Below are 22,076 nucleotides of genomic sequence, written 5' to 3'. Positions count from 1 at the left end.
CCTCCTCGTCCTATCCGTGGCGTCGATCAGTGGCGTCGATCCGTGGTGCCTTTCCGTGTGCCTTCCGTGTGCGTTCCGTGGACGCCACGGATGTGGGCCGGCCGGGCCGCGAGAAAGGCTGTGACCACGCGAACAACGCGACTCACGACCACAGGAGTTGACCATGACCGGCGCTTCCACCCCGGAGATCAAGACCGTGCTGCACCCTGTGTCCGACCTGGCCAAGGCCAAGGCCGTGTACGCGGCTCTGCTCGGCATCCCGCCGCAGACCGACTCGCCCTACTACGTCGGCTTCGAGGCCGGGGGCCGGCACATCGGACTGGTGCCGGGCGGCGGACCGCAGGGCATGACCTCGCCGGTGGCCTACTGGCACGTACCGGACATCGAGGCGAAGCTGGCCGAGCTGACCGCCGCCGGGGCCACCGTGAAGGAGGCCGCGCACGACGTCGGCGGCGGCCGGCTGGTGGCTACCGTCGCCGACCTCGACGGCAACATCCTCGGCCTTCTGCAGGACCGGTAAGTACGGCCTGCCGCCTTTCCGTGGCCGCCGGCCGCACGAGCGACGGTGCCGCTTCCTGTGGCCGCCGGCCGCAGGACCGACTTTCCCGCCTTCCTGTGGCTGCCGGCCGCGGGACCGACCGCCGCGCTTTCTGTGGCCGTCATCCGCACGATCGATCCATCTCACGCAAAGGACCTGCCATGACCTCCTTCGAATCCGTCACCCTGGAAGTCTCCGACCCCACGGCCGCGGACGCCTTCTGCCAGGCCGTCGGCCTGGGCCCCTACGTGGACGTACGCGCCGCCTCCGACGCGCCGACGACGGGGTTCCGCGGGTTCGCGCTGTCCCTCGTGACCTCCCGGCCGGGTAACGTCGACGCCCTCATCGCCGCTGCCCTCGACGCCGGCGCCACGACGCTGAAGCCGGCCACGAAGAGCTTCTGGGGCTACGGCGGCGTCGTACGCGCCCCGGACGGGACGATCTGCAAGATCGCGTCCTCGGCGAAGAAGGACACCGGCCCCGTGACCCGGCACATCGACCAGGTCGCGCTCCTGCTCGGCGTGGCGGACGTCAAGGCGAGCAAGCGGTTCTACGTCGAGCGCGGCCTGGCCGTGGCCAAGAGCTTCGGCGGCAAGTACGTGGAGTTCGACACCCCGACGTCGGCCGTCACCCTGGCCCTCTACCCGCGCCGCGCCCTCGCCAAGGACACCGGCGTCCCCCAGGAGGGCACGGGATCCCACGGCATCGTGCTCGCCGGCGCCGTCGGCCCCTTCACCGACCCCGACGGCTTCACCTGGCACGCACGATCGGGCGTAGGGACCCAGATCGTTCAGTGACCACCCACTATTCGTCGCTCCCAGGCGTAGCAGCCAGCGGTTCCCGCCCAACCACCCCGAGTATTCGTATGTACGGGATAAAAGATCGCGTGTACATGCCTGCCGTGTTCGCACGACGGAGCGCGCCCTCGCCGTGACGATGCGAGCCTCGTGAGTGGCTTCGTCGGTGAGGGCGCGCCGCGGTCGGGCGCTTCTGATATCGCGGAAGAGGAGGTCGGCCGGCTACCAGTTGACGCGCTGGCTCGGCCCCCCGGTGCAGGGGACCGATATGACGGGTGTTCCGTTGGCGTAGCTGCTCACGTCCACGCACGCTCCGCTTGAGCTGACGGTCTCGCCGCTGAAATAGTGAAATTCGGATGCGAAGTTGCATGAGATGAGGAAGAGGTGACCGTCGTCTCCGAGACACTTTCCACTGGCGACATTGCGGATGGCGCCGCCAAGGTCCCAGCGGAAGCGCTGGCTCGGCTGGCCGGCGCAATCCCACAGGATGACCGGCGTGTAATCCGCGTAGGAGGACACGTCCCAGCACTTGTCTCCGGCGACATGACGGAAGTTCCAACTGAACTGCTGGCTGGGCTGCCCCAGGCAGTCCACGAGAATCAGTTGCGTTCCCGCGGCGTAGCTACGCACATCGAGACAGCGGGCACCGGCGGTGCTGCGGAGCACGCCATCCCACCACTCCCAGCGTTGGCTGGCCCGGCCGTGGCAATCCCACAAGATGGCCGGCGTACCTGCGGCGTAGCTGCTGACGTCGAGGCACCGGTTGCCGGCGATGGACCTGATCGTGCCGTCGCTCGCGCGACGAAATTGCTGGCTGTCCCGGCCGTGACAGTCCCACAGGATGACGGGCGTCCCGTTGGCGTAGGCGCTCACATCCAGGCATCGGCCGCCGCGCACGCTGTAGATCGCCTTGGGCGAGATCGTCGCCGCATGAGCAGGAGAGATGGGCACGGTCACCGAGAGCAGAGCGGCAACGGCCACTACAACTAGCAGAAGACGGCCTTTCCACATCGCTCCCCCTTTCGTAATAGACGCAGGTGTCGTCGGAATACAGGTGGTAGACGCATCGGGTGCCCCCCGGCTTTCCGAGTGGCACCCGGACGTAAGGGAATCCCGGTACGGCGGGAAGCGGGGCATAGGCATGGGCATCCCGAAAACCATTGACGCCACGCCGCTGGAGGTCCCGGAAAGCCGAGCGAGCCTGGATCAGGGGCGGTGGAAGACGAGGACCGTGATGTTCTCCTGGCCACCGTTGTCGTCCCGCTTCGGGTCGTTGACCTGGAATCGGAGACGACCCCTCGACGAACCCCGGTAGATGTAGCAAGGGCTGTTGGATCCGACAGGCCGCCACGCGGTCGTGCTGAGCTCGCCGTCGTCGAGCCGGATCGGCCGCTTTGTGACCTGTGAGAACGCCTTCACCATCAGCGTGTACGGTGCCAGCGTCGGCGCCGGCCAACCGGGCCCGGCGATCTGGCCCTCGTCGCCGTCCGGGTCCTTCGTGGTGCCCCACCAGTTGATGCGCAGGATCGAGAAGTCGTCGGTGCGCGCGGAGAAGACGTCGCCTGGCACGAGCGTGCCAACGCTCACCCCCCGCGCGTCCTCCCCGTCGAGAGTGGCGCGCAGGACGCGGTCGGGGGAGTCGCCGCCGTCGCAGTGGTCGAAGGGGGCGCGGACGGTCGCGCTCGCCGGCACCGTGGCGAACCCGGCCGCCAAGGGCAGCGCGAGGGCTACTGCGGCGGCGAGAAGTCGGTGTGCTTTCATGGTGATCTCCTTGTCTGCCATCGAGCAGTGGGTAAGTGGTACGGCCGGGACTCCGGAAAGGCCGCATGCCAGAACGGGTCCAAGCGGGTCGATCGGCGCATCATGCGTCAGCCGCCGACAGGGCGCAGGACGACATCGTCGCGCGGGGACACGCAGCGGCCCGAGACGTCGACCGGACCGTCGACCGGACCCTCGACTGGACCGAGACGTCGACCGGACCGAGACGAGTAGCGAGACCGGCGCCCGCCCCATGTCGACGGAGAACGTAGACCGGAACGGCACGCCCGTCCGGAGCTGTCCATCGGGTAGCCGTCGACGCGGCGGCCGGTGATAGAGCTGCGCCCGGTCCCGAGCCAGAGCCGGCTGGCCGGGCTCGAGTAGGCCTTTACCTGTACCTGCGCCCGCCCCTGCCCCTGTACCTGCGCCTGTGCCTCCGCAGGTACGGCAGGTGGAAGCACGCTCGATACGACGGCTGCTGCCACCATCTTCGTCATTTCCATGGTCCCCCTTACGGAGCGAGGTGATACGACGATGAGTGAGAGGCGGGCGAAAAACCTTGAGCAATCCTTGAATGGGAGAACGCGTGGAGTTCAGGCTGCTCGGCTGGGTCGGACTGGAGGACGGTGGCCGCGAGGTCGACACCGGGCACAGCCGTCAGCGCTGCGTTCTCGCCGCGCTGCTGATCGACGCGCGTGAGCCGGTGATGACCGCCGAACTGGTGTCCCGCGTGTGGGGCGGCGACCCGCCCGACTCGGCGCTCAACGTGCTCTACGGCTACGTCACCCGGTTGCGCAAGGTCCTCGCACCCTGCGGGGTCCGGGTCCTGCGCCGCGGCGGCGGCTACCTCATCGACGTCGAACCCGTCCTCGTCGACGCGCTGCGCTTCAAGCGCTTACAGGCGACGGACCCGGCCGCGGCGCTGGAGGCATGGCGGGGCAAGCCGCTACCCGGCATCGGAGGCGAGTGGGCGGATCAGGTTCGTGCCGATCTGATCGCGCTTTACCTGTCGGCGCAGGTCCGGCTCGCCGAGGAGGAGACGGCCCATGGCCGTCACACCGCCGCCGTGGACAGGCTGAACGGCGTGCTCGCCGAGCATCCACGTGAGGAGCGAGTCGTGGCGGTGCTGATGACCGCGCTGTTCCGCGCCGGGAACACGCCGCAGGCCCTGGACTGCTACCGGACCTTCCGCCGGCGTCTGTCCGACGAGCTCGGTATAGAGCCAGGACCGCGGTTGCGTCTGCTCCACCAGCGCATACTCGAAGGTGACAGCGCGCTGGACCGGCAGGAGGCCGCGCCCGTTCCGGCCGGCCTGCCCTACGACGTGCCGGGATTCGTCGGGCGCGCCACGGAGTTGGCGGCGATGAACCGGGTGCTGGGCAGCCGGGCGCCGCTGGTGATCTCCGCGATCGAGGGCATGGCGGGCGTCGGCAAGTCGGCGCTCGCCGTACGCTGGGCGCACCGGGTGCGCGAGCGCTTTCCCGACGGCAGCCTCTACGCCGACCTCGCTGGCCATGCACCGACCGGCCCCGCGGACCCGGCCCGCGTGCTCGGCGACTTCCTCGCCGCACTCGGCACCGCCCCGGCCCGCATCCCCGGCGGGCTCGAGGCCCGCTCGGCGCTGTTCCGCGCCTTGCTCGACCAGCGCAGGATTCTCGTCATCCTCGACAACGCCCGCTCCGAGCAGCAGGTGAGGCCGCTGCTCCCGACGGCGGACGGCTGCGCCACGGTGATCACCAGCCGCGTGCCGCTCCATGGCCTGGTCGTCCGCGAGCGCGCACAACGCATCATCATCGGTACGCTCACCCCGGCCGAGGCCGAGTCACTGCTGCGCACCTTCGTCCCGTACGGGGACGCCGCGTCGTTACGAGAGCTGGCGCGGCTGTGCGCCCACCTGCCGGTGGCGCTGTGCGTCGCGGGCGAGAAGGCGGCGCGTGGCGACCGCCCCCTGCCCGAACTGGTGGCCGAGCTCCGAACGGCCAGCAACAGGCTGGACCTGCTCGAGGTCGCCGGCGATCCGCTCAGCAGCGTGCGGGCCGTGTTCTCCTGGTCCTACCGCACGCTGCCAGAGCCGGTGGCCTCGATGTTCCGGCGACTGGGCGCGCACCCGGGTCCCGACATCGAGCCCGGCGCCGCGGCGGCACTGGCAGGCTGCTCGACCGGCGAGGCCGCCGACCTGCTCGGAGCGCTCGCCGAGGCGCGGCTGATCGAGCCGTACCGGCCCGGCCGCTGGCGCATGCACGATCTCCTGCGCGCCTACTCCGTCGAGTGCGGCGGCGAACAGGACAAGGCCGTGGCGCGGCTGCTCGACCACTACCTCGATCGCCTGTCCGCCGCCATCGGTCTCACCCTGCCCGGAGAGGTCGTCATCCGGCCCGACGCCGAACCGTTCCCCGACCCGGCGCAGGCGCAGGCGTGGATGGAGGCCGAGCGCTCCAACCTCGTGGCAGCCGCCGCCATGGCGCTCACCCGTTCACCCGCGCTCGGCAGGGACCTCGGCCGGATGCTGGTGCGGCACCTCGATATGGCCGGGCAGCAGGAGGAGGCTAGGCGCTTCTACCGCAGTGCGATCGGTGCCGCGCGCGCCGCGAGCGACCTGATGGGAGAAGCATCGGCACTCACCGCGCTCGGCGTGGCGCTGATCCGCAACGGGGAACTGGACGAGGCGTACGAGAGCTTCCGCCGCGCTGTGGAGCTCTGGGAAACCCTGGATGATCCACGCAGTCAGGGCGGCGCGCTGGGCAACATCGCGTTGGTCCAGGTGCTCCAGGGCCAGTACGCAGCCGCGCTGGCGGATTTGGAGCGCGCGGCCGCCCTGTTCGAGCGCAGCGGCCACCGGTCCGGCCAGGCCAACGTTCTCAACCACATCGGCGAGATCCACTGGCGCACCGGCGCCTACCGGTTGGCCGTCCCTCTGCACGAGAGGGCGTTGGAGATCACCACCGAGATCGGAGACCGGGCGGGCGTGGCGGTCTCTCGCGGTGACCTCGGCAACGCCCTGTTCAGGCTCGGCGAGTACAGCGAAGCCCTGGAACACCTGGAGGCCTCTCTCGAGCTCGCCAGGGGGATCTCCTACGTCTACTCCGAGCTGACCTCCATGGTCAACATCGGCCGCGTGCACGCCGCCAACGGCGACCTCCAGACGGCCTACGACCTCTACCAGAAGGTGCTCACCGCGCTACGCGAGACCGAGGACCGTGACATGGAGGCGGAGACGCTCGACTGTCTCGGCGAGATCTACCTGGCCTGGGGGGAACACGAGCGCGCACTCGACCACCATCGACGCGCCCTGGAGTTGTTCCGCGCGTCCAGCAGCCACACGTTCGAGGCCAGCGCCCTCAACGGGCTGGGCGAGGTACAGCGCGCGCTCGGACATCCGGAGGAAGCAGGTGCCCGGCACCAGGAGGCGCTGGAGCTCACGCTGACCATCGGCGACCGATTCCAACAGGCCCGCGCCCTGGCCGGCCTGGCCCGACTCCGAGCCGACCAGGGCCTACCGGCAAAGGAGTGGGCGGAAGCTCTGCAGCTCATGGACGACATGGAGCTCCCCGAAGCAGCCCGGCTACGAAGGGAGCAGAACACCGACTCTGAAGGACAGCAACCTGTGTGAGCCGATCGGAGACAGACACATGTGTGAGCCGATGGGAGAAAGCTGGTGTGAGCCGATAGGACAGAACGTCGAAGAGTTCGATCGCGCAACCGGCGCGCCCGGGGCGCGACGCAAGTGCGGTGCCAGTGCGGTGCCGTCGACGTCATCGTCTCGCGCACCGCCGCAGCCCGTCTCCCGCCCCCGTCTGCGGGGCTCTCGCCGCCTTCTTCGACCCGGCCCACTGAACCCGCAGCCTCAAGCGCGACCACAGGCCGCGGGTGCCAGAATCTCGGCCGCCCTACGCGGCCTGCGCATACTTGGATCAGCACGCCGAACCCATCGCGACGGACAACCTCGTATCGGCCCCGACCGCGTCGTGCCGGCCTTAACGAGGAGCAAACCTGTCCCTGGGATCGGTGCGGGCGGTGCTCGTTGCATTGGTTGTCCTACTCGGCCGACACTCGACGTGAATGTCGAACGACGATAATCGACAACCGGTCGAAGACTCCGGCGCGCCGAGAACCGTCGGATTAGAAGTGGAATGCCAACCACAACCCTCATCCCCCTCCCGACCTGCACCGCAACCCTTCGGCAACCGGCTGGCGGGCAGGACCATCCCGCGCATATCCCGCAACGGCGCCCAGCCCCGTCACCCGGTGGGCCGGGCTGAGGAACGAGGCTCGGCCCGTCGATCGCCCCCAACCCCGCACGGCGCACAACCACCGCATGGCGATCGTGAGTGGTGCATCGGCGCGGGGTAGAGATTTCGGAAGTATCCGTCAGGCGCTGGATCGGCTGCGTAGCATGAGAGTTCTTGGTGTTGCAGGGAGATGATATTGATTCGTCGCAGGCCTCCGGCTCGGCGCTCGTGGGTGGATGGTGCCCTCGCGGGCGTTGTGGGTGCGGCATCTGTTGCGACAGGATCCGTTACTCATCCGGTCTGGCAGGCCCTCCTCGCCGCAGCCGCTGGTGCATCGGCTGGTGTCTTGGCGGTTCGCAGCGCGAAGACCGCCACGCCCTCTTTTAAAAAAATCTTCCGACTTAAGCACCCATACATCGGGTGGCGCTCGGTAAGCGCGGGCGCTTACCCCTCTCGAACCGTCGCCCTCGTCTGTGGGGTGAACAGACGCTGGATGGCTTAGCCTTGCCGCTGGCAGACACGTGCAGAGTTCCACCGAAGCCGATATGGAGGTCCGCTTCCATCCGCAGCGATCTCTGAGTCGGTTTGCTCACACCGGGGACGGCATCGTTCAGGCCTGCACGAAGCTCACCAATCTTGTCCTAAGGTTCGGCCTCGCTACATAACCGACGTCAAGCCACACGGCCTGCGTGTGCTTCGGATCGCTCGCCCACCAGGCTGGATGCTTCAAGGCGCTGGGTGGTAGATCGTCTCCGACGATCTGCGCGATCTGGATGAAGGTCATGTCGATCTGCCCGCGCCCGTCTTCTTGGAGATGGCGGGCTAGCCGTTCGTATTGTTCTCGGGCGACCATGCCGTCAGTGTGATTGGCAATCCGGCGCGTGTCACGAGCGGTCCAAGCCGCCGCCGGCCGGGACCGGCCCCCAGGCCGCATGCCCGGCCGGCGAGCGAGCGCCGGACCGCGAGGCGGCGCGCAGCGCCGCCGCTTGATCATTTATGAGCACAATTCAGCAAGGCGTCAGTACAGTAGTTCCGCATTAGGAGAGCGCGGGCGGTTACTCTGGGAACCCCTCTGACGCATTGGCTGGACAGACCCGGTGCGTCCTGTGATGTCTCGGGACATCAGAAGCTCTTAGACCTACAGGTTCGTGGACTGTAGATCAAAGGGTGTTTCCGGTCTACTGAGCGTGGCGCCCAGTGGGGAAGGTGTCGTGAACCACGACACTTGTCGATGGGACCGCATGGAAGAAGTAGCTGGAGCTGGCGGCGGAGGCTGCGGCAGAGTTGGTGCGGCTGGCCAACAGAAAGGGTTTGTCGCTGACTGGGCCTGAGGGCTGCTGAAGTACTTGACGAAATCATGCTTGAGAGCGCGCTTGAGAAGATGACCGAGCAGATCGGTTATGAGAAGCGTGATCCGGTTGGTGCCGGGTTGGGCAATGTCCGCAACGGGGCCAGGCCGAAGATGGTGCTGGTCGGGCGAGCGGCCATGTAGAGACCTACGGTACCCTTATGTCCCGGTATGGGCTTCTTGCGTTGTGTTCGACCGAATCGTTCGCATCGCCACTAATGCCACAAGGCTGGCATTAGTGGCGTGTCGGTGCTCGTGCGGGTTAGATTGGCCGTTCTTACGCCATCTTGGGAGCCGCACGTATGACCCTTGAACGCAACGCAGCCGACGATGGCTCGCTCGTGGTGCGAGGGGACATCCCCAAGACGGAATGTATGCAGACGCTGCAGATCGGCTATCTCCATGCGGTCGCAGCTGCGGCCGGATGCTCTCTTCAGCCTCACCACCAGGATTATCGCGGAATTGACTGGGATGTGACACATGGTGCCTCCTTGCACCTCTCCGAGGAGAAGGAGGCCACAATCAAGGTTCAGCTGAAGGCCACCACCCAGTACCCGCTTCCGCCCGATGGAGAGGACTTCGCGTTGACGCTGAGCAACCGACACTTGAGGAAGCTCAACTACCAGAACCCCTCGATCCCTAGATTGCTGGTCGCGATGCTTACCCCCGCAGACATGGCAGAGTGGGTCAAGGCGGATCACGCCTTGACTGAACTGCGTCGTTGCTGTTACTGGGTGAACCTGGCTGGAGTTCAGTTGAGCGGGAAGGATCGCACCACTATTCGAATCCCCGCAGAGCAGATCTTTGACGACGTTGCCCTGTGTGAGATCATGATCCGCGTTGGGGCTGGAGGGACACCGTGACTCAAGCCGAAGACCCTGAAAGCAGCCTGGTATCGCTTGACTCCGCAGACTTGATCAGTCTTCTCGCCGTGGCAGGCTGGGACAAGCAGGGCGGGCGGTCCCACATCTACGAGCGATGGGCGGTACGGGAAGACGACGAGCTATTGTCGGTCCTCGTTCCTCTTGATCGCACGCGTGACGACTATATCGACCTTCTCGAAGAGGCGCTGTCGTCTCTTGAGCGATCACGACTTGCCGGTGCGCAGAGGGTGGTCTCTAGACTCCGCGCTCCCGGCGATGAGGTTCAGTGGCAAAAAGAACCACACGTAGTTCGCGGTTTGATTCCATGGCTCCATGGAGAAGCCATGATTGCTTCCGCGAAGCAGATACTCGTTGCGGCAGCTAAGGCTGCTCGACACCCTTCGGCCTACCACGGTCAAAGGGAGTGGAAGTTTGCCCGCGAATATCTTGAAAAAGTGCTAATGGGGCAGACTCAGGTCGGGAGCTACGTAGTCACGGCCTATACGCCAGTCGGGCAGATTCGAGAAACTGAAGGGGCTAGTAGAGAGATCGAATCAAGCCTTAGTGGGACAACGACCGGCAGAGACGTAATGGAGCGATTGACTTCGTCCCTAATCGCTACAAGAGAGAGTGTGGATCATTTTACGAGTACTGGATCACTTTCGGGATTCGACGCAGGGATAGTCCATGGAATTTCCTGCGAGCTAACACGTGCTCTGTCTGCTCTCGTCAAGGATTCTGACGGTGCACGAGTATCGGTGATCTGGTCTCCGGTTGGTCGGCCACCGGCATTGTCTGGCAGTACCTGGAAAATGGACTTCATTCCAGATGATCTACCTGCTTTAGAGAGGGCTAGTTCCCGACTCGCGACAACCGAGCCGCGCCGTACGGTCGTGATTGTGGGAACGGTCACCAATCTCAGCCGTCCCAGACTTGGACAGCATGGGACCATCATCCTCAACGTCATCTACGGTGTCGCTGTATCTCGAGTACGAGTTCGACTTTCCAGGGCAGATTATGAACACGCAATTTCTGCTCATAAAGAAGGTGATCTCTTGCGGATTACGGGCACTTTGGAGAAGGAGGGTAATAACTACTGGCTGTACGATCCGACAGAACTCGGCCCGGTTGAGGCAGGTGCCTTCAATGAAATGTTTGGATCGGTTGATACTGATCTTATGCCCGACTGATCTGTTTCCTAGAAGATCTTCAGCTGTTGAGCTGACGGAGTCAGGCACATAGCTGGCCGAAAGTTGCAAAGCGAGGGAGATTGGTACACTCCTCTGCAGAGCGGGTCAGGATAATGGCTCAGCTCGCGACCAGTAGCTTGCAAGTACGCGCTACCCTTGGGGCAAGCCGTTCGAGTGGGAATGGCACGGGTCTCGTCCAGGAGGCGGTGCATGGAGGCGGGCGTACAATCGCGTATCGAAGCGTCCAATTCCAGCACCACAGCATGTGTCACGTCTGATGGTCTTACGATTAGACGCCACCCGGACGCGTCCTATTGCGTAAGAATCGTTCCAGGTTTGGTCGTCTTATGAGCCCTTCTCACTACAGGACTCCGCGCGGGTGTACAGGGGGATTGCAGTATGTCGACGTGGCCTGAGCAGGTGCCGACGAGCGGTTCCATCGAGCTGCCTCCGGATCCGCGGGCGCTCGACGGCCTCGGGCGAAACCACTCCCTAGCCACCGCGCTTGCCGACATCGTGGACAACTCGATTGACGCAAACGCTTCGCATGTCTTAATTCGCTTCATTCGGCGAACTGGTCGATTGCATGGCCTGTACGTAGTGGACAACGGCCACGGAATGGGCACCTCTGCGATCGACACAGCAATGACGGTGGGAGGTCGACGCGTGTACGGAGCTAACGATCTTGGCCGATTCGGTATTGGCATGAAGGCTGCCTCGTTCAGTCAGGCACGCAGCCTAACTGTGATTTCTAAGACAAGTGCAGCTATGGCCGTGGGCCGCCGATGGGAACTCGACGGCGATCGCAGAGGATTCCATTGCGATATTGTGCCGACTGACTTCTGTGCGGATGAGTTCGACAGGGGATGGGGCATCCCGGACGCGGGTACGGGAACCGTGATTCGATGGGATAACATCACTGGCTTCCCCTTGACTGATGATCCGATACGTGTCGAGAAGTTCATCAGCCAGACAGTAAGTGAAACCCGCAATCACCTTGGCTTGGTCTTCCATCGCATTCTAGAAGCGGGCCGGGTCCACGTATCCATGGACGTGGAGGATGTCGACATCAACGTGCCGGGTCCGCGGTTCGATGTCGAAGCGCTGAATCCTTTCGGCTACCTCAGGTCAAGTAACAGCGCCTACCCCAAAGAGCTGGTTGCTGTGAGCTCGACTGGGGTTAAGATCAGTTTTGTGTGCCATCTCTGGCCCGGACGATCCAAGCTGCCGCAATTCACATTAAGCGGTGACCCTGCGGAGCGCCAGGGCCTGTACTTCTACAGGAACGATCGGCTGCTGCAGGCGGGGGGAGGTTGGGATGGCGTCCACACGCCTGACAAGACGCTTCAGCTAGCTCGGGTCGCTATCGATATTAACGACGACATCGTCGGACTATTCCGCATGAACCCCGAGAAGTCGCGAGTTTTGGTCGGACCTGAGTTCGGTGCTTTGGTCGAGCAAGCCAGGGCCGAGGATGCCAGCGATTTCACACAATACTTCACGGACGCCGAGCAGGCATATCGAGAATCGCGACAGCGAAACCGTAAACGGACTCCGATGTTCCCGCCCGGTAAGGGTTTCACTCCTATGCTTCGCGGTGCGATCGAAGGTGAAGTCCCCATCCTAGAGCGGGAAGAGCCTCTCAACATCAAGTGGCGTCGCTTCGACGATGACTCAATGTTTGAGGTCGATAAGCAAGCCCGGACGCTCTGGCTTAATCAGGCGTACCGGCCAAATTCCGTAGGTGAACGGCGAAGCGTCAACGATGCTCCGCTACTAAAAGCGCTGCTCTACCTACTGATGGAGAACCTATTTCATGGCGAGCGCACGGGGCCAGGTGATAAGGACAATATTCAGCTTTGGCAGGAGATCCTGACCGCTGCGGCACGAAGTGGGCAGTGAGCCCATATTACCGTGATGTCGCCAGTCGCAGAGTGAACCGCGCCGGGATTGATGGAGTGATGTTCCCCGGCTTTCGTGAAGTTACTTTGGTTGACCTGCATGCCTGCACTCTCAAGAGAGGTCAGCATGCCCAGGAGCTATCCCCCCGAGTTCCGACGTAAGGTATTGGACCTGCTCAAGGCTGGCCGGGCTGGTCAACCGGCGTGGGCGGGTGCGAAGCGATTCCACCCATGTGCTGGCCGCGGTCCGCCGGCTGAACCTGGTGCTGGTCGGTGAGACGCTGCGGGCCGCGCTGGAGGAGCTGGCCGCCGCCGATGGGGAGTGGCTGGCCGGGCTGATCACGCGGGAGTGGGCGAACAGGTATGGGCGTCCGATCCGCTATGACCGGCTGCCCCGCAGCTAAGAAGAGCTGGCCGCCTAGACGCTGGGTGTCGGCCAAGACGGGATGACGATCCTGCATGCGGTGTATGCCGCCGAGGCTCCTCCGGGATTAAGCCGAGGTCACGTCCAGCGAAGTGGTGTATGAGTCAGCCTTCGCGTAATCCGTTTCTGCAGGTTAAGCGGTGAGGGTCTCGGGGAGCTGGTTTGTGATCGGTGTGTCGTTGTCGATCAGTTTGAGGCGTGCTTTGGCCCAGGACCTCTACGCCCATGTAGCGGCGGCGCTCGCTCCACTCGTCGGTCTGTTCTGACAGCACGGCGCCCACCAGGCGGATGATCGCGGGTCGGTCGGGGAAGATGCCGACGACATCGGTGCGGCGGCGGATCTCCTTGTTCAGCCGTTCTTGGGGATTGTTGGACCAGATCTGCTTCCAGATTTCCCGGGGGAAGGCGGCGAAGGCCAGCAGGTCGGGTTGGGAGGCCTCCAGGTGATCGGCGGCGGCGGGGTATTTGCCGGCCAGCGCGTCGATGACCCACTGGTGTTGTGCGGCCACGGCTTCGGGGGTGTCTTGGTCGAAGATGGTGCGCACCAGGGTGGCGACCCAGGGCTGGGCGGATTTGGGGACGCAGGTGAGCAGGTTGCGCAGGTAGTGGGTGCGGCAGCGCTGCCAGGACGCGCCCGGCAGGCAGGCGCCGATGGCGTCCACCAGCCCGGCGTGGGCGTCGGACAGGCCGCGGGCGACCAGGCCGCGCAGGAAGGCCAGCCAGCCGGCGCCGTCTTCGCGCGAGGTGACCTCCAGCCCGAGGATCTCCCGTTGCCCATTGGTGTTGACGGCGGTGGCGACCAGGACGTGCACGTTGATGATCCGACCGCCCTCACGGACCTTCTGGGTCAGGGCGTCCAGCCACAGGAAGGTGTGGGGGCCGGCGTCCAGGGTGCGGGTGCGGAACGCCTCCACCTGGGCGTCCAGGGTCTTGGCCATCGCCGAGACCTGGCTTTTGGAGATCCCGGTGATACCGAGTTGCTCGACCAGCTTGTCCACCCGCCGGGTGGAGACGCCCAGCAGGTAGGAGGTCGCCACCACGCTGATCAATGCCTGCTCGGCCCGGCGGCGGCGTTCCAGCAGCCAGTCGGGGAAGTAGGAGCCCTGCCGTAGTTTGGGGATGGCCAGCTGGATGGTCCCGGCCCGGGTGTCCCAGTCCCGGCTGCGGTACCCGTTACGGGAGTTGGTGCGTTCCTCGCTGCGTTCGCCGTAGCCGGCACCGCGGCGGCTGTCGGCCTCAGCCGACATCAACGCTTCGGCCATGGTCTTCACCATGGATCGCAACAGATCCGGATCTTGCGTCTGGATCTGCTTCGCCAGCCAGGACTCGGGGTCCACACTGTCGTTCACGGCCATCGCTTTCTCCTTCGATCTTGATCTCGCAATCACGAAGGATCACGCGATGGCCGTCCTCATTTCACGACGCCACGCTGACTACCAGCGGAAACTCGTACACCACCTCCGTGGACGCAACCCGTTCGTACTCGGCGGGGCTGAGCATGCCCAGCGTCGAGTGACGGCGGCGGGGGTTGTAGAACCCTTCGATGAAGTCGAAGCAGGCGGCCTTGGCCTGGGCTCCGCGACCGTGCCGGTCGACGTGCGGATGCCTGCTGACCTGCACCGCTGGCTGAACGACAGCGACGTATATTGGGCGGATTCAACCGGTCGTCGCAATACCTTGATCCGGAGGTGTTGCATGGGCAGACCAGCGGGGTGGATGACAACGCGCACCGGGCGGCCGGCGATGCGGTCACCGGGACGGCCTCCGATCCATCGGGACGTGGAGCGAGCGTTCTGGAGGAAGATCGCAGAGGGCCTGACCAGCGAGGATGCCGCCCTGGCCTGCGGCGTGTCGGGGCCGGTCGGGTCTCGGTGGTTCCGCGAGGGTGGCGGCATGCCGTTGATCGAACTCAGTCCGCCATCAGGCAGGTACCTGTCGTTCACCGAGCGGGAGGAGATCGCCCTGCTCAAGGCTCAGCACAGAGGGGTTCGCGAGATCGCGCGATGCCTGGGCCGGTCGCCCTCGACCATCTCGCGGGAACTGCGGCGCAACGCCGCCACGCGAGGTGGCCGCCTGGATTACCGGGCATCGATCGCGCAGTGGAAGGCCGAGCTGATGGCGCGGCGCCCCAAGACGCCGAAACTGGTGGCCAATGCCCAGCTACGGGAGTACGTGCAGGCCCGGCTGGCCGGCCGGCTCCAGGGGCCGGCCGGTAGACCGGTAGCCGGTCCGCGGACCTCAGCCTGGAAGGGCCGGAACAAGCCCCGGCGTCAAGACCGCCGGTGGGCGCTGTCGTGGAGTCCTGAGCAGATATCCAACCGGCTCAAGGTGGACTTCCCCGATGATGAGTCCATGCGCATCTCGCACGAGGCGATCTACCAGGCCCTGTTCATCCAAGGCCGCGGAGCGCTCAAACGCGAGCTGGTCGCCTGCCTGCGCACCGGTCGTGCGCTGCGTGTCCCCCGCGCCCGCAGCCGGCGTAAGGCCGGCGGCCATGTCACCCCGGACGTGGTGATCAGTCAGCGGCCTGCTGAGGCAGAGGACCGCGCCGTCCCAGGCCATTGGGAAGGCGACCTCATCATCGGCACCAACCGCTCCGCGATCGGAACTCTGGTGGAGCGCACGACACGGTTCACCGTGTTGCTGCACCTGCCCCCGATGGAGGGCTACGGCGTTGCGGAACGATTGAAGAATGGCCCAGCATTGGCCGGCCGCGGCGCCGAAGCCGTGCGGGACGCGATCGCCAAGACGATCACCACGTTGCCCGGGCAGCTCCGCCGCTCGCTGACCTGGGATCGCGGCAAGGAGTTGGCCCAGCATGTGCAACTACGCATCGACACCGGCGTGCAGGTCTACTTCGCCGACCCCCACAGTCCCTGGCAGCGTGGCACCAACGAAAACACCAACGGCCTGCTGCGCCAGTACTTCCCCAAGGGCACCGACCTGTCACGATGGGACGCCGAACAGCTGGCGGCCGTCGCGCTCACACTCAACACCAGGCCCCGCAAGACCCTCGGATGGAAGACACCGGCAGAAGCCCTCGACGATCATCTAAACTCGCTGCTCAACAGCAGTGTTGCGACGACTCCTTGAACCCAAGTTGACTTCCCTGATTGCTGTGGTGAATGAGGCCGGGTGCGGGCCGGCGGTTCCAGATCGCCATTTCCAGGGCGTCGATGACCAACTCGGTGCGCATGTGGTCGGCCATCGCCCACCCGACGATCCGCCGGGAGAACACATCCAGCACCACCGCCAGATACAGCCACCCCTGGTCGGTCGGCACGTAGGTGATGTCGGCCGTCCACATCCGGTTCGGTGCCGCAGCGGTGAAGTCCCGCCTCACCAGATCCTCAGCCAAACTCGCCGTGGGGTCGCGGCGGGTCAGCCCACGCCGGCGGCGCCGATGCACCCCTTCAAGCCGGGTGGCGCGCATCAGCCGGGCCACCCGCTTGCGCCCGATAATCACCCCGAACTCCTGGCGCAGCTCGGCATGCACACGCGGGGATCCGTATGTTCCCCGGGATCCAGCGTGGATCTTGGTGATCGTCTCGGTCAGGGCTTCATCCTGCCGGGCCCGGTGAGAGGGGCCACGGTTCTTCCAGGCGTAGTAGCCCTGGCGCGACACACCCAGCACCCGGGCCAAAAGGGAGACGCCGTAGCGTGTCTTCTCCGCGTCGATCAGCCGGTACTTCATCTCGGCCGATCCGTCTCCCGGGCGAAGAAAACCGCGGCCTTTCTCAGGATCTCCCGCTCTTCCCGCAGCTGACGGACCTCCCGCCGCAGCCGGACCAGCTCCTGCTTCTCGGCGCTGGTCAGGCCATCGTCGCGGCGGCCCTCATCGAGGTCGGCCTGGACCACCCAGTTACGGATCGACTGCGCGGTCGGCTCGAACTCCTTGGCCAACTCCTCCGGCGTCCGGCCGGCGCGGACCAGCTCCACCATCTGCCGCCGGAACTCCGGTGGGTACGGCGGACGTGACATCGGCACTTGTGAACTCCTCTCGGGACACATCGTCCCAAGCGATCAGGTGTCCACAAGACCGGGGCAACATCATCCTACAATTGCATGAAACCCGCTGAAATCGGCACAGTCGTGCTCGCGCAGCGGGGTCCACGAGTCAAGGTCTTCGCCGTCGGAGATGTGCCTCCTTGTCTCTTCCGATACCATCCCGAGATGCCTGAGATCCGCGACCGGCTTGACCTTTTCCGTGCCACTGGTGGATCCTCTACCTACGAATTCTTCTTCGCAACCCTGCGCGCGGAGGCATGTCTTGGGATCTCTATTGGCTGACGCTTACCTTGCCGCACTAGACTCGATGCACCGTAGCGGGCCACGCGATCTGCACTCAGCCGCGCAGTTTCTCGCTGCGGATACCGGACTATCGGCCAGCGACGGGACGCTTCACGCCTATCTTCGCGACGCTGGGCCAAACGATCCACTTCGTATGGAACTTCGCACTCGGACTGCAACATGGGACAACGCCGTTGGCCCGGCTTGGGCAGAGGGAAGCCCTGCCAATACTGTGGCTCGCCGTAACGTCATCATTGGGCGTCTGAAGCTTAATGAGGAGACTGCTGCGCTTTTCGATGAACTCTTCCCCATCGCTGGCATCGATCTTCCGACCGTAATCGCGCCCGAGTGGACCCCGTGGTATACCAGCGAGATTCGCAACAAGCATGCCTATTACTGGAAGCACTACGCCGATTATCTTAAGGTAAAAGGTTGGACGCCCGAAGCAATCTCATCGCTCGATATCGCCAGCGACCGAGTTGTCGAGCGTCTTGCCGATCCAACGCAGCGGGAAGTGTACCAGGCCAAAGGGTTAGTGATTGGCTATGTACAGAGTGGTAAGACCGCAAATTTCACAGGAGTGCTAGCAAAGGCTATCGATGTCGGCTACCGGCTAGTTATTGTTCTCACAGGAACAACTGATCTTCTACGCGCGCAAACTCAGCGACGCCTCGACATGGAACTGGTCGGAGTGGAGAATATCCTCGGAGGTATCGATCCGGATGACGCTGAAGCGCTCGATGGGGTTGACTATCAGGGAGAGGCCGATTGGATTTCAGGTAAGTTCGTTCGCCACGGCTCTCGACCGCGGGAGGCGGGACGTCCCAACATCCATCGTCTGACGACACAGCGTGGCGACTACAAAAGTCTCCAGCAGGGAATAACCGCACTCGACTTTCCTCGGAAGGACGAAACTAGGCCGGTCTACGATCCAGTTAACTTGTTTAGTAGCGACGCTAGAGTAGCTGTCGTTAAAAAGAATGGCTCAGTCCTCACGAAACTGGTCCGCGACCTAAAGAAGAGCGCGGCGAGAATGGAGGATGTACCCGTCCTTATCGTGGATGACGAGTCTGACCAGGCATCAGTCAACACGAGTAACCCTAAGAACTGGAAGGCCGGCAGAAAGGAACGCTCGGCGATCAACCAACTGATCGCACAATTGCTGGGAATGCTCCCGCGTGCTCAATACGTGGGTTATACGGCAACGCCTTTTGCCAACGTTTTCGTCGATCCAAGTGATGCTGAAGATATATTCCCTAAGGATTTTTTGATCTCACTCCCTCGCGCGCTGGAGTACATGGGAGCGAAGAGCTTCCATGACATCGATTCGGACGTGCCAGAAGAGGAGCGGACTGTCGCCAACTCGAATCAAAAGGCTCATGTTCACCTGCTCAAGCCGGACGATCAAGAGGACGATTCCAAGCTGCTAGAGGCTATGGATACCTTTGTTCTTACCGGAGCGGTTAAGCTCTACCGCGAAGCCCATGGTGCGGGACCTTATCGCCACCACACCATGCTCGTCCATCACGCGATGAAGACATCAGCCCACGCAGAACAGGCTGAACGCGTACGCAGGATGTGGCACGGTGCTGGATACTTTTCAGGATCCGCCAGTGAACGTCTTCGCCGACTCTTCGAGACCAATATTCTTCCCGTTTCATGGGCTCGTGCGGAAGGCCTTCCATTCCCTGTCGACTACGCGACATTGGCACCCCATGTTGCTCACTCCATCGCTCGTATTGGTCAGACTGGGAACCCAGTTCTCGTTGTGAATTCCGACAAGATCGAAGGCGAGGACATCGATTTCGAACAGCAGTCAGTGTGGCGTATATTGCTCGGTGGGAACAAACTCGCTCGTGGCTTCACGGTTGAGGGGCTGACCGTTTCCTACTACCGTCGAATGACTAAGCAGGCGGACACGCTTATGCAGATGGGACGATGGTTCGGTTACAGGGCTGGTTACCGTGACCTCGTTCGCCTCTACATCACATCAGAACTATACGAAGGTTTCGAGGCGATTTGTCGGGACGAAGAGTACTTTCGTGATGAGTTGCGCCAGTATGCGGCATTTGTAAACGGAAAGCCTCAGGTGACACCCGCGCAGGTTCCACCTCTTGTTGCGTCTCACCTTGAAAAAATGAAGCCTACTGCGGCCAACAAGCGCTATAATGCGGTCCTTGCCGAACGGCGAACCCCGAACAAGGAGCCGACGGGCTATCCCAGCATCAATGACAGGAAGAGTTTGACCGCCAACACGGATGCGTTCCTTCCTATTCTTACGTCGGCCACGGCGGAGCCGTTAAAGGTCCTCAGTCATGCGGGTCGGTCGTTTAAGGCGTGGAGCTGCAATGTTACGCATGGTGAGGTGCTAGACGCGTTGGGCCGTCTGGTGTGGGACAACGAGGAGTGTTTCAGGGCTGATCTTGCCTGGCTGCGGTCTCTCGGCGCTCAACAGCTTGAGGGGTGGCTTGTGGTTGTCCCGCAGCTTAAGAACCTTGCCAGAGTCGCAAGCATCGCGGGCCTTGGCCCCTTTAGCTTGCATATTCGTGGCGTAGCAAACGATCATCTAGAGGTCAAGACCACAGTAGAGGATCGCGAAGCGGTTGAGTATATCGTTAGGCAGCCTGAATCAAAGCTGGGAGGGCTGTTGCTTTATCCGATGGTGCCCCGAGACGCGGTCCTTCCGAAGACAGGGGAGCCGATTGATCCAGGGAAGGTTGTGATGGCATTCCGCCTCATGCTGCCTCCATCGGCGGTTCCAGCAGATGGCAAGCTCGTCACCTTTGTGACCCGAGACAGAAGTCGGCCAGCTCAAGCGATTGTTGACGTGAGTTAGCAAGTACCGCCACAGTACCCACGGGCTCCGGCGAATAGGACTATCGACTTGAGTGTGACAAGCCCCTGAGCCGTGGAGACTCGGTTATGCGGCGATGGTCTCTGAAGCCTGGTCCTGGCTGCCATTCGAGCATTCATCATTTGCGTCTCGTAAAGGAGCGGTACTGTGTCGGCGGCCGAGGGTAATGGAAGTCGGCGATCCGGGTGACGATCTTTAGGCGGCCTTCGGCTGGGGCGCGGAAATCGGCGCCGATGGATATATGCGATCTTGAAAAATGGGGTTGACGCCTCGGTGGCGTCGTTGAGCGCAGCGGACCTGGCTATCCGGCGCCACCGTAGTGATCGCGAGCCGTACCAGGTCGGTCGCGGCTGCCTGTCTGCCCTGCCGGATAAGCGACCGGCGTTTCCTTCCGTGGTGCGCTGCTCGTACTCGGTAGGGCTGAGGTAGCCGAGCGCGGAGTGTCTCCTTCGGGTGTTGATCCATCGGAAGATGGCCAGGCGGGCGGCGTGAGCGGTGGGTCAGTGCCGGGCGCCCTGCAGGATCTCGCGTTGAGGGTTGGTGGCGTTGAACGCCTCGGCCGCGACATTGTCGGAGCTGCTGCCGACCGCACCCATCGACTGGCGCACCCCCAGTTGCCGGCACAGGATGGCGAACTCGGCGGAGCTGTATTGCTCCCCGTGATCGAAGTGAAAGATCGCCCCGGCCGCCGCAGGTGGCTTGGGCGGCTCGTAGCGCGTCGGCGACCAGTTCAGTGCGCATGTGATCAGCGGTCGAACAAGCCGCCAACCGGCGTGAGTACAAGTCCAACACGGTCGCCAGGTAGAGGAAACCACCGTCGGCCAGCGGCGGGTAGGTGATGTCGCCGATGTAGCGCCAGCCGGGGCAGGCGCGGTGAAGTCACGCTGGAGCAGGTCAGGCACCTTCTGGTGCGACGGCCAGGCACGCTGGTGCGTACCTGCCTGCGCAACCGCACCCCGGCGATGCCGAAGACACGCATCACCCGCGTCACCCGCTTGCGGTTGATCCGCCGCCCATTGGCGCGCAGCTCGACGGTGACGCGAGGGCTGTCGTAGGTACCGTCGAACTCGCCGTGGATCCGCTTGATCCGGCCAGCGCGGCATCGGCTGCGGCGCGCTCCGCTATGGCCAGCGCCGCCTTGAGCCACCGATAGAAGCCGGGAGCCACCGATAGAAGTCGGATCGCGACACCGCTAGCACCAGGCACAGCCGTTTCACCCCTAAGGTGTCCCGATGGTCGGAGACGAACTGGAAACGGCTCACCAGTTCATCTCCCCGGCACAGGATGTCGCGCTCCAGCTCGAGCTCCCGGATCTGGGCCTTGAGCTCACCGTGGCCCGCGACATAGCCATCAGCGCGCAGGCTGCGTGATGCCCACCACCGGCTCCAGCCGGGCGAGCGCCTCATCGATCACTTCTTGCGCGGCACGTCGGTCTCCGTGCGCTCTTTCCGTGATGTCCAGCGCGGCCTTGGCCCTGGCCAGTTCCCGTTCCAGCTTCGCGGCGCGCTCACGCAAGCGCTCGTTCTCCTTGTCGGTCTCGCTCTTGCGCGGCTTGGGACCGGACGGCCTAGCGGCCAGGGCGTTCAACGCTCCCGCGTCCCGGGCCTTGCGCCATCTGTAGTCGGTTCAAGATCTTCGAAGCAAGGTGTCACCTCACTCCCGGCCACCCGATACCCAAGATGCGACGGCGGAGAAGTTTGTTGGTGCTCGTCCCGGACATGGCGGATGCACCGGAGTCCGCGATTGCCACGGTGTGAGCTAGGGCGTGTCTGACAATTCGCGGTGGCGGAGCCAGAGCATCAGGCAGCCGATGGTGGCGCCGGCTAGGTAGCGGCTGGCGAGTTTGTCGAAGCGGGTGGCGATGGCTCGCCACTGCTTGAGCTT

At 63.9% G+C, this 22,076-nt stretch carries 16 protein-coding genes and 2 pseudogenes; 9 read left to right on the top strand and 9 right to left on the bottom strand.

The window, feature by feature from the left end; translation table 11 throughout:
• Positions 1–163: 163 nt before the first annotated feature.
• The gene (locus ACFO60_RS27955) at positions 164–520 is read left to right on the top strand and encodes a VOC family protein (RefSeq protein ID WP_380845594.1); all 357 of its coding nucleotides are present in this window, start codon (positions 164–166) and stop codon (positions 518–520) included.
• 179 nt (positions 521–699) lie between these two features.
• Positions 700–1,335, top strand: coding sequence for a VOC family protein (locus ACFO60_RS27950; protein ID WP_380845591.1), 636 nt, complete (start codon positions 700–702; stop codon positions 1,333–1,335).
• A 222-nt stretch (positions 1,336–1,557) separates the two neighbouring features.
• On the opposite strand, the gene ACFO60_RS27945 is transcribed toward ACFO60_RS27950, so the two are convergent.
• Both ACFO60_RS27945 and ACFO60_RS27940 read right to left on the bottom strand, forming a co-directional pair.
• Positions 1,558–2,316, bottom strand: a complete 759-nt coding sequence (locus ACFO60_RS27945; protein WP_380845588.1) for a ricin-type beta-trefoil lectin domain protein — start codon at positions 2,314–2,316, stop codon at positions 1,558–1,560.
• A 225-nt stretch (positions 2,317–2,541) separates the two neighbouring features.
• Positions 2,542–3,096: a hypothetical protein gene (locus ACFO60_RS27940; protein ID WP_380845585.1), complete on the bottom strand. Its 555-nt coding sequence runs from the start codon at positions 3,094–3,096 to the stop codon at positions 2,542–2,544.
• Positions 3,097–3,679: 583 nt separating this feature from the next.
• Here ACFO60_RS27940 and ACFO60_RS27935 point away from each other — a divergent pair.
• On the top strand, positions 3,680–6,703 hold the full coding sequence (locus ACFO60_RS27935) for an AfsR/SARP family transcriptional regulator (RefSeq protein WP_380845582.1): 3,024 nt from the start codon (positions 3,680–3,682) through the stop codon (positions 6,701–6,703).
• A 1,229-nt stretch (positions 6,704–7,932) separates the two neighbouring features.
• Here the strand turns inward: ACFO60_RS27935 and ACFO60_RS27930 are convergent.
• On the bottom strand, positions 7,933–8,175 hold the full coding sequence (locus ACFO60_RS27930) for a DUF7662 domain-containing protein (protein WP_380845579.1): 243 nt from the start codon (positions 8,173–8,175) through the stop codon (positions 7,933–7,935).
• A gap of 797 nt (positions 8,176–8,972) precedes the next feature.
• On the opposite strand from ACFO60_RS27930, the gene ACFO60_RS27925 reads away from it, so the two are divergent.
• The 4 genes from ACFO60_RS27925 (at position 8,973) to ACFO60_RS27910 (ending at position 13,028) form a co-directional block, all read left to right on the top strand.
• Positions 8,973–9,533, top strand: a complete 561-nt coding sequence (locus ACFO60_RS27925) for a DUF4365 domain-containing protein (RefSeq protein WP_380845576.1) — start codon at positions 8,973–8,975, stop codon at positions 9,531–9,533.
• Positions 9,530–10,723: a hypothetical protein gene (locus ACFO60_RS27920; RefSeq protein WP_380845573.1), complete on the top strand. Its 1,194-nt coding sequence runs from the start codon at positions 9,530–9,532 to the stop codon at positions 10,721–10,723. The genes ACFO60_RS27925 and ACFO60_RS27920 overlap by 4 nt, the downstream gene beginning before the upstream one ends.
• A 399-nt stretch (positions 10,724–11,122) precedes the next feature.
• Positions 11,123–12,625: an ATP-binding protein gene (locus ACFO60_RS27915; protein WP_380845570.1), complete on the top strand. Its 1,503-nt coding sequence runs from the start codon at positions 11,123–11,125 to the stop codon at positions 12,623–12,625.
• Between the two features lie 211 nt (positions 12,626–12,836).
• Positions 12,837–13,028, top strand: coding sequence for a hypothetical protein (locus tag ACFO60_RS27910; protein ID WP_380845567.1), 192 nt, complete (start codon positions 12,837–12,839; stop codon positions 13,026–13,028).
• Positions 13,029–13,181: 153 nt separating this feature from the next.
• Here ACFO60_RS27910 and ACFO60_RS27905 read toward each other — a convergent pair.
• Both ACFO60_RS27905 and ACFO60_RS27900 read right to left on the bottom strand, forming a co-directional pair.
• A pseudogene (locus ACFO60_RS27905) lies at positions 13,182–14,403 on the bottom strand (IS256 family transposase).
• Between the two features lie 61 nt (positions 14,404–14,464).
• The gene (locus tag ACFO60_RS27900) at positions 14,465–14,668 is read right to left on the bottom strand and encodes a hypothetical protein (RefSeq protein ID WP_465269890.1); all 204 of its coding nucleotides are present in this window, start codon (positions 14,666–14,668) and stop codon (positions 14,465–14,467) included.
• Positions 14,669–14,764: 96 nt separating this feature from the next.
• Between ACFO60_RS27900 and ACFO60_RS27895 the strand changes: the two genes are divergently transcribed.
• Positions 14,765–16,141 carry an IS30 family transposase gene (locus tag ACFO60_RS27895; protein ID WP_380845564.1) on the top strand — a complete coding sequence of 459 codons (1,377 nt, stop codon included), beginning with the start codon at positions 14,765–14,767 and terminating at the stop codon, positions 16,139–16,141.
• Here ACFO60_RS27895 and ACFO60_RS27890 read toward each other — a convergent pair.
• Both ACFO60_RS27890 and ACFO60_RS27885 read right to left on the bottom strand, forming a co-directional pair.
• Positions 16,113–16,742 carry an IS3 family transposase gene (locus ACFO60_RS27890; protein WP_380845561.1) on the bottom strand — a complete coding sequence of 210 codons (630 nt, stop codon included), beginning with the start codon at positions 16,740–16,742 and terminating at the stop codon, positions 16,113–16,115. The genes ACFO60_RS27895 and ACFO60_RS27890 overlap by 29 nt on opposite strands.
• Positions 16,739–17,029: a transposase gene (locus tag ACFO60_RS27885; RefSeq protein ID WP_380845875.1), complete on the bottom strand. Its 291-nt coding sequence runs from the start codon at positions 17,027–17,029 to the stop codon at positions 16,739–16,741. The genes ACFO60_RS27890 and ACFO60_RS27885 overlap by 4 nt, the downstream gene beginning before the upstream one ends.
• A 301-nt stretch (positions 17,030–17,330) precedes the next feature.
• Here ACFO60_RS27885 and ACFO60_RS27880 point away from each other — a divergent pair, with 301 nt between their 5' ends.
• Positions 17,331–20,174 (top strand): Z1 domain-containing protein, encoded by a 2,844-nt coding sequence (locus ACFO60_RS27880; protein WP_380845558.1) that lies wholly within the window; start codon positions 17,331–17,333, stop codon positions 20,172–20,174.
• A gap of 413 nt (positions 20,175–20,587) precedes the next feature.
• Here ACFO60_RS27880 and ACFO60_RS27875 read toward each other — a convergent pair.
• Together ACFO60_RS27875 and ACFO60_RS27870 are read right to left on the bottom strand one after the other, a co-directional pair.
• Positions 20,588–21,520: pseudogene (locus tag ACFO60_RS27875) on the bottom strand (IS3 family transposase); the annotation flags it as partial.
• 22 nt (positions 21,521–21,542) lie between these two features.
• The gene (locus ACFO60_RS27870) at positions 21,543–21,779 is read right to left on the bottom strand and encodes a hypothetical protein (protein WP_380845555.1); all 237 of its coding nucleotides are present in this window, start codon (positions 21,777–21,779) and stop codon (positions 21,543–21,545) included.
• Positions 21,780–22,076: the final 297 nt, after the last annotated feature.

Source organism: Sphaerisporangium dianthi (genome assembly GCF_042654065.1).
Lineage (GTDB): Bacteria > Actinomycetota > Actinomycetes > Streptosporangiales > Streptosporangiaceae > Sphaerisporangium > Sphaerisporangium dianthi.
Note: the sequence above shows the minus strand (reverse complement) of the source record. Positions and strands in the feature narration are given on the sequence as shown.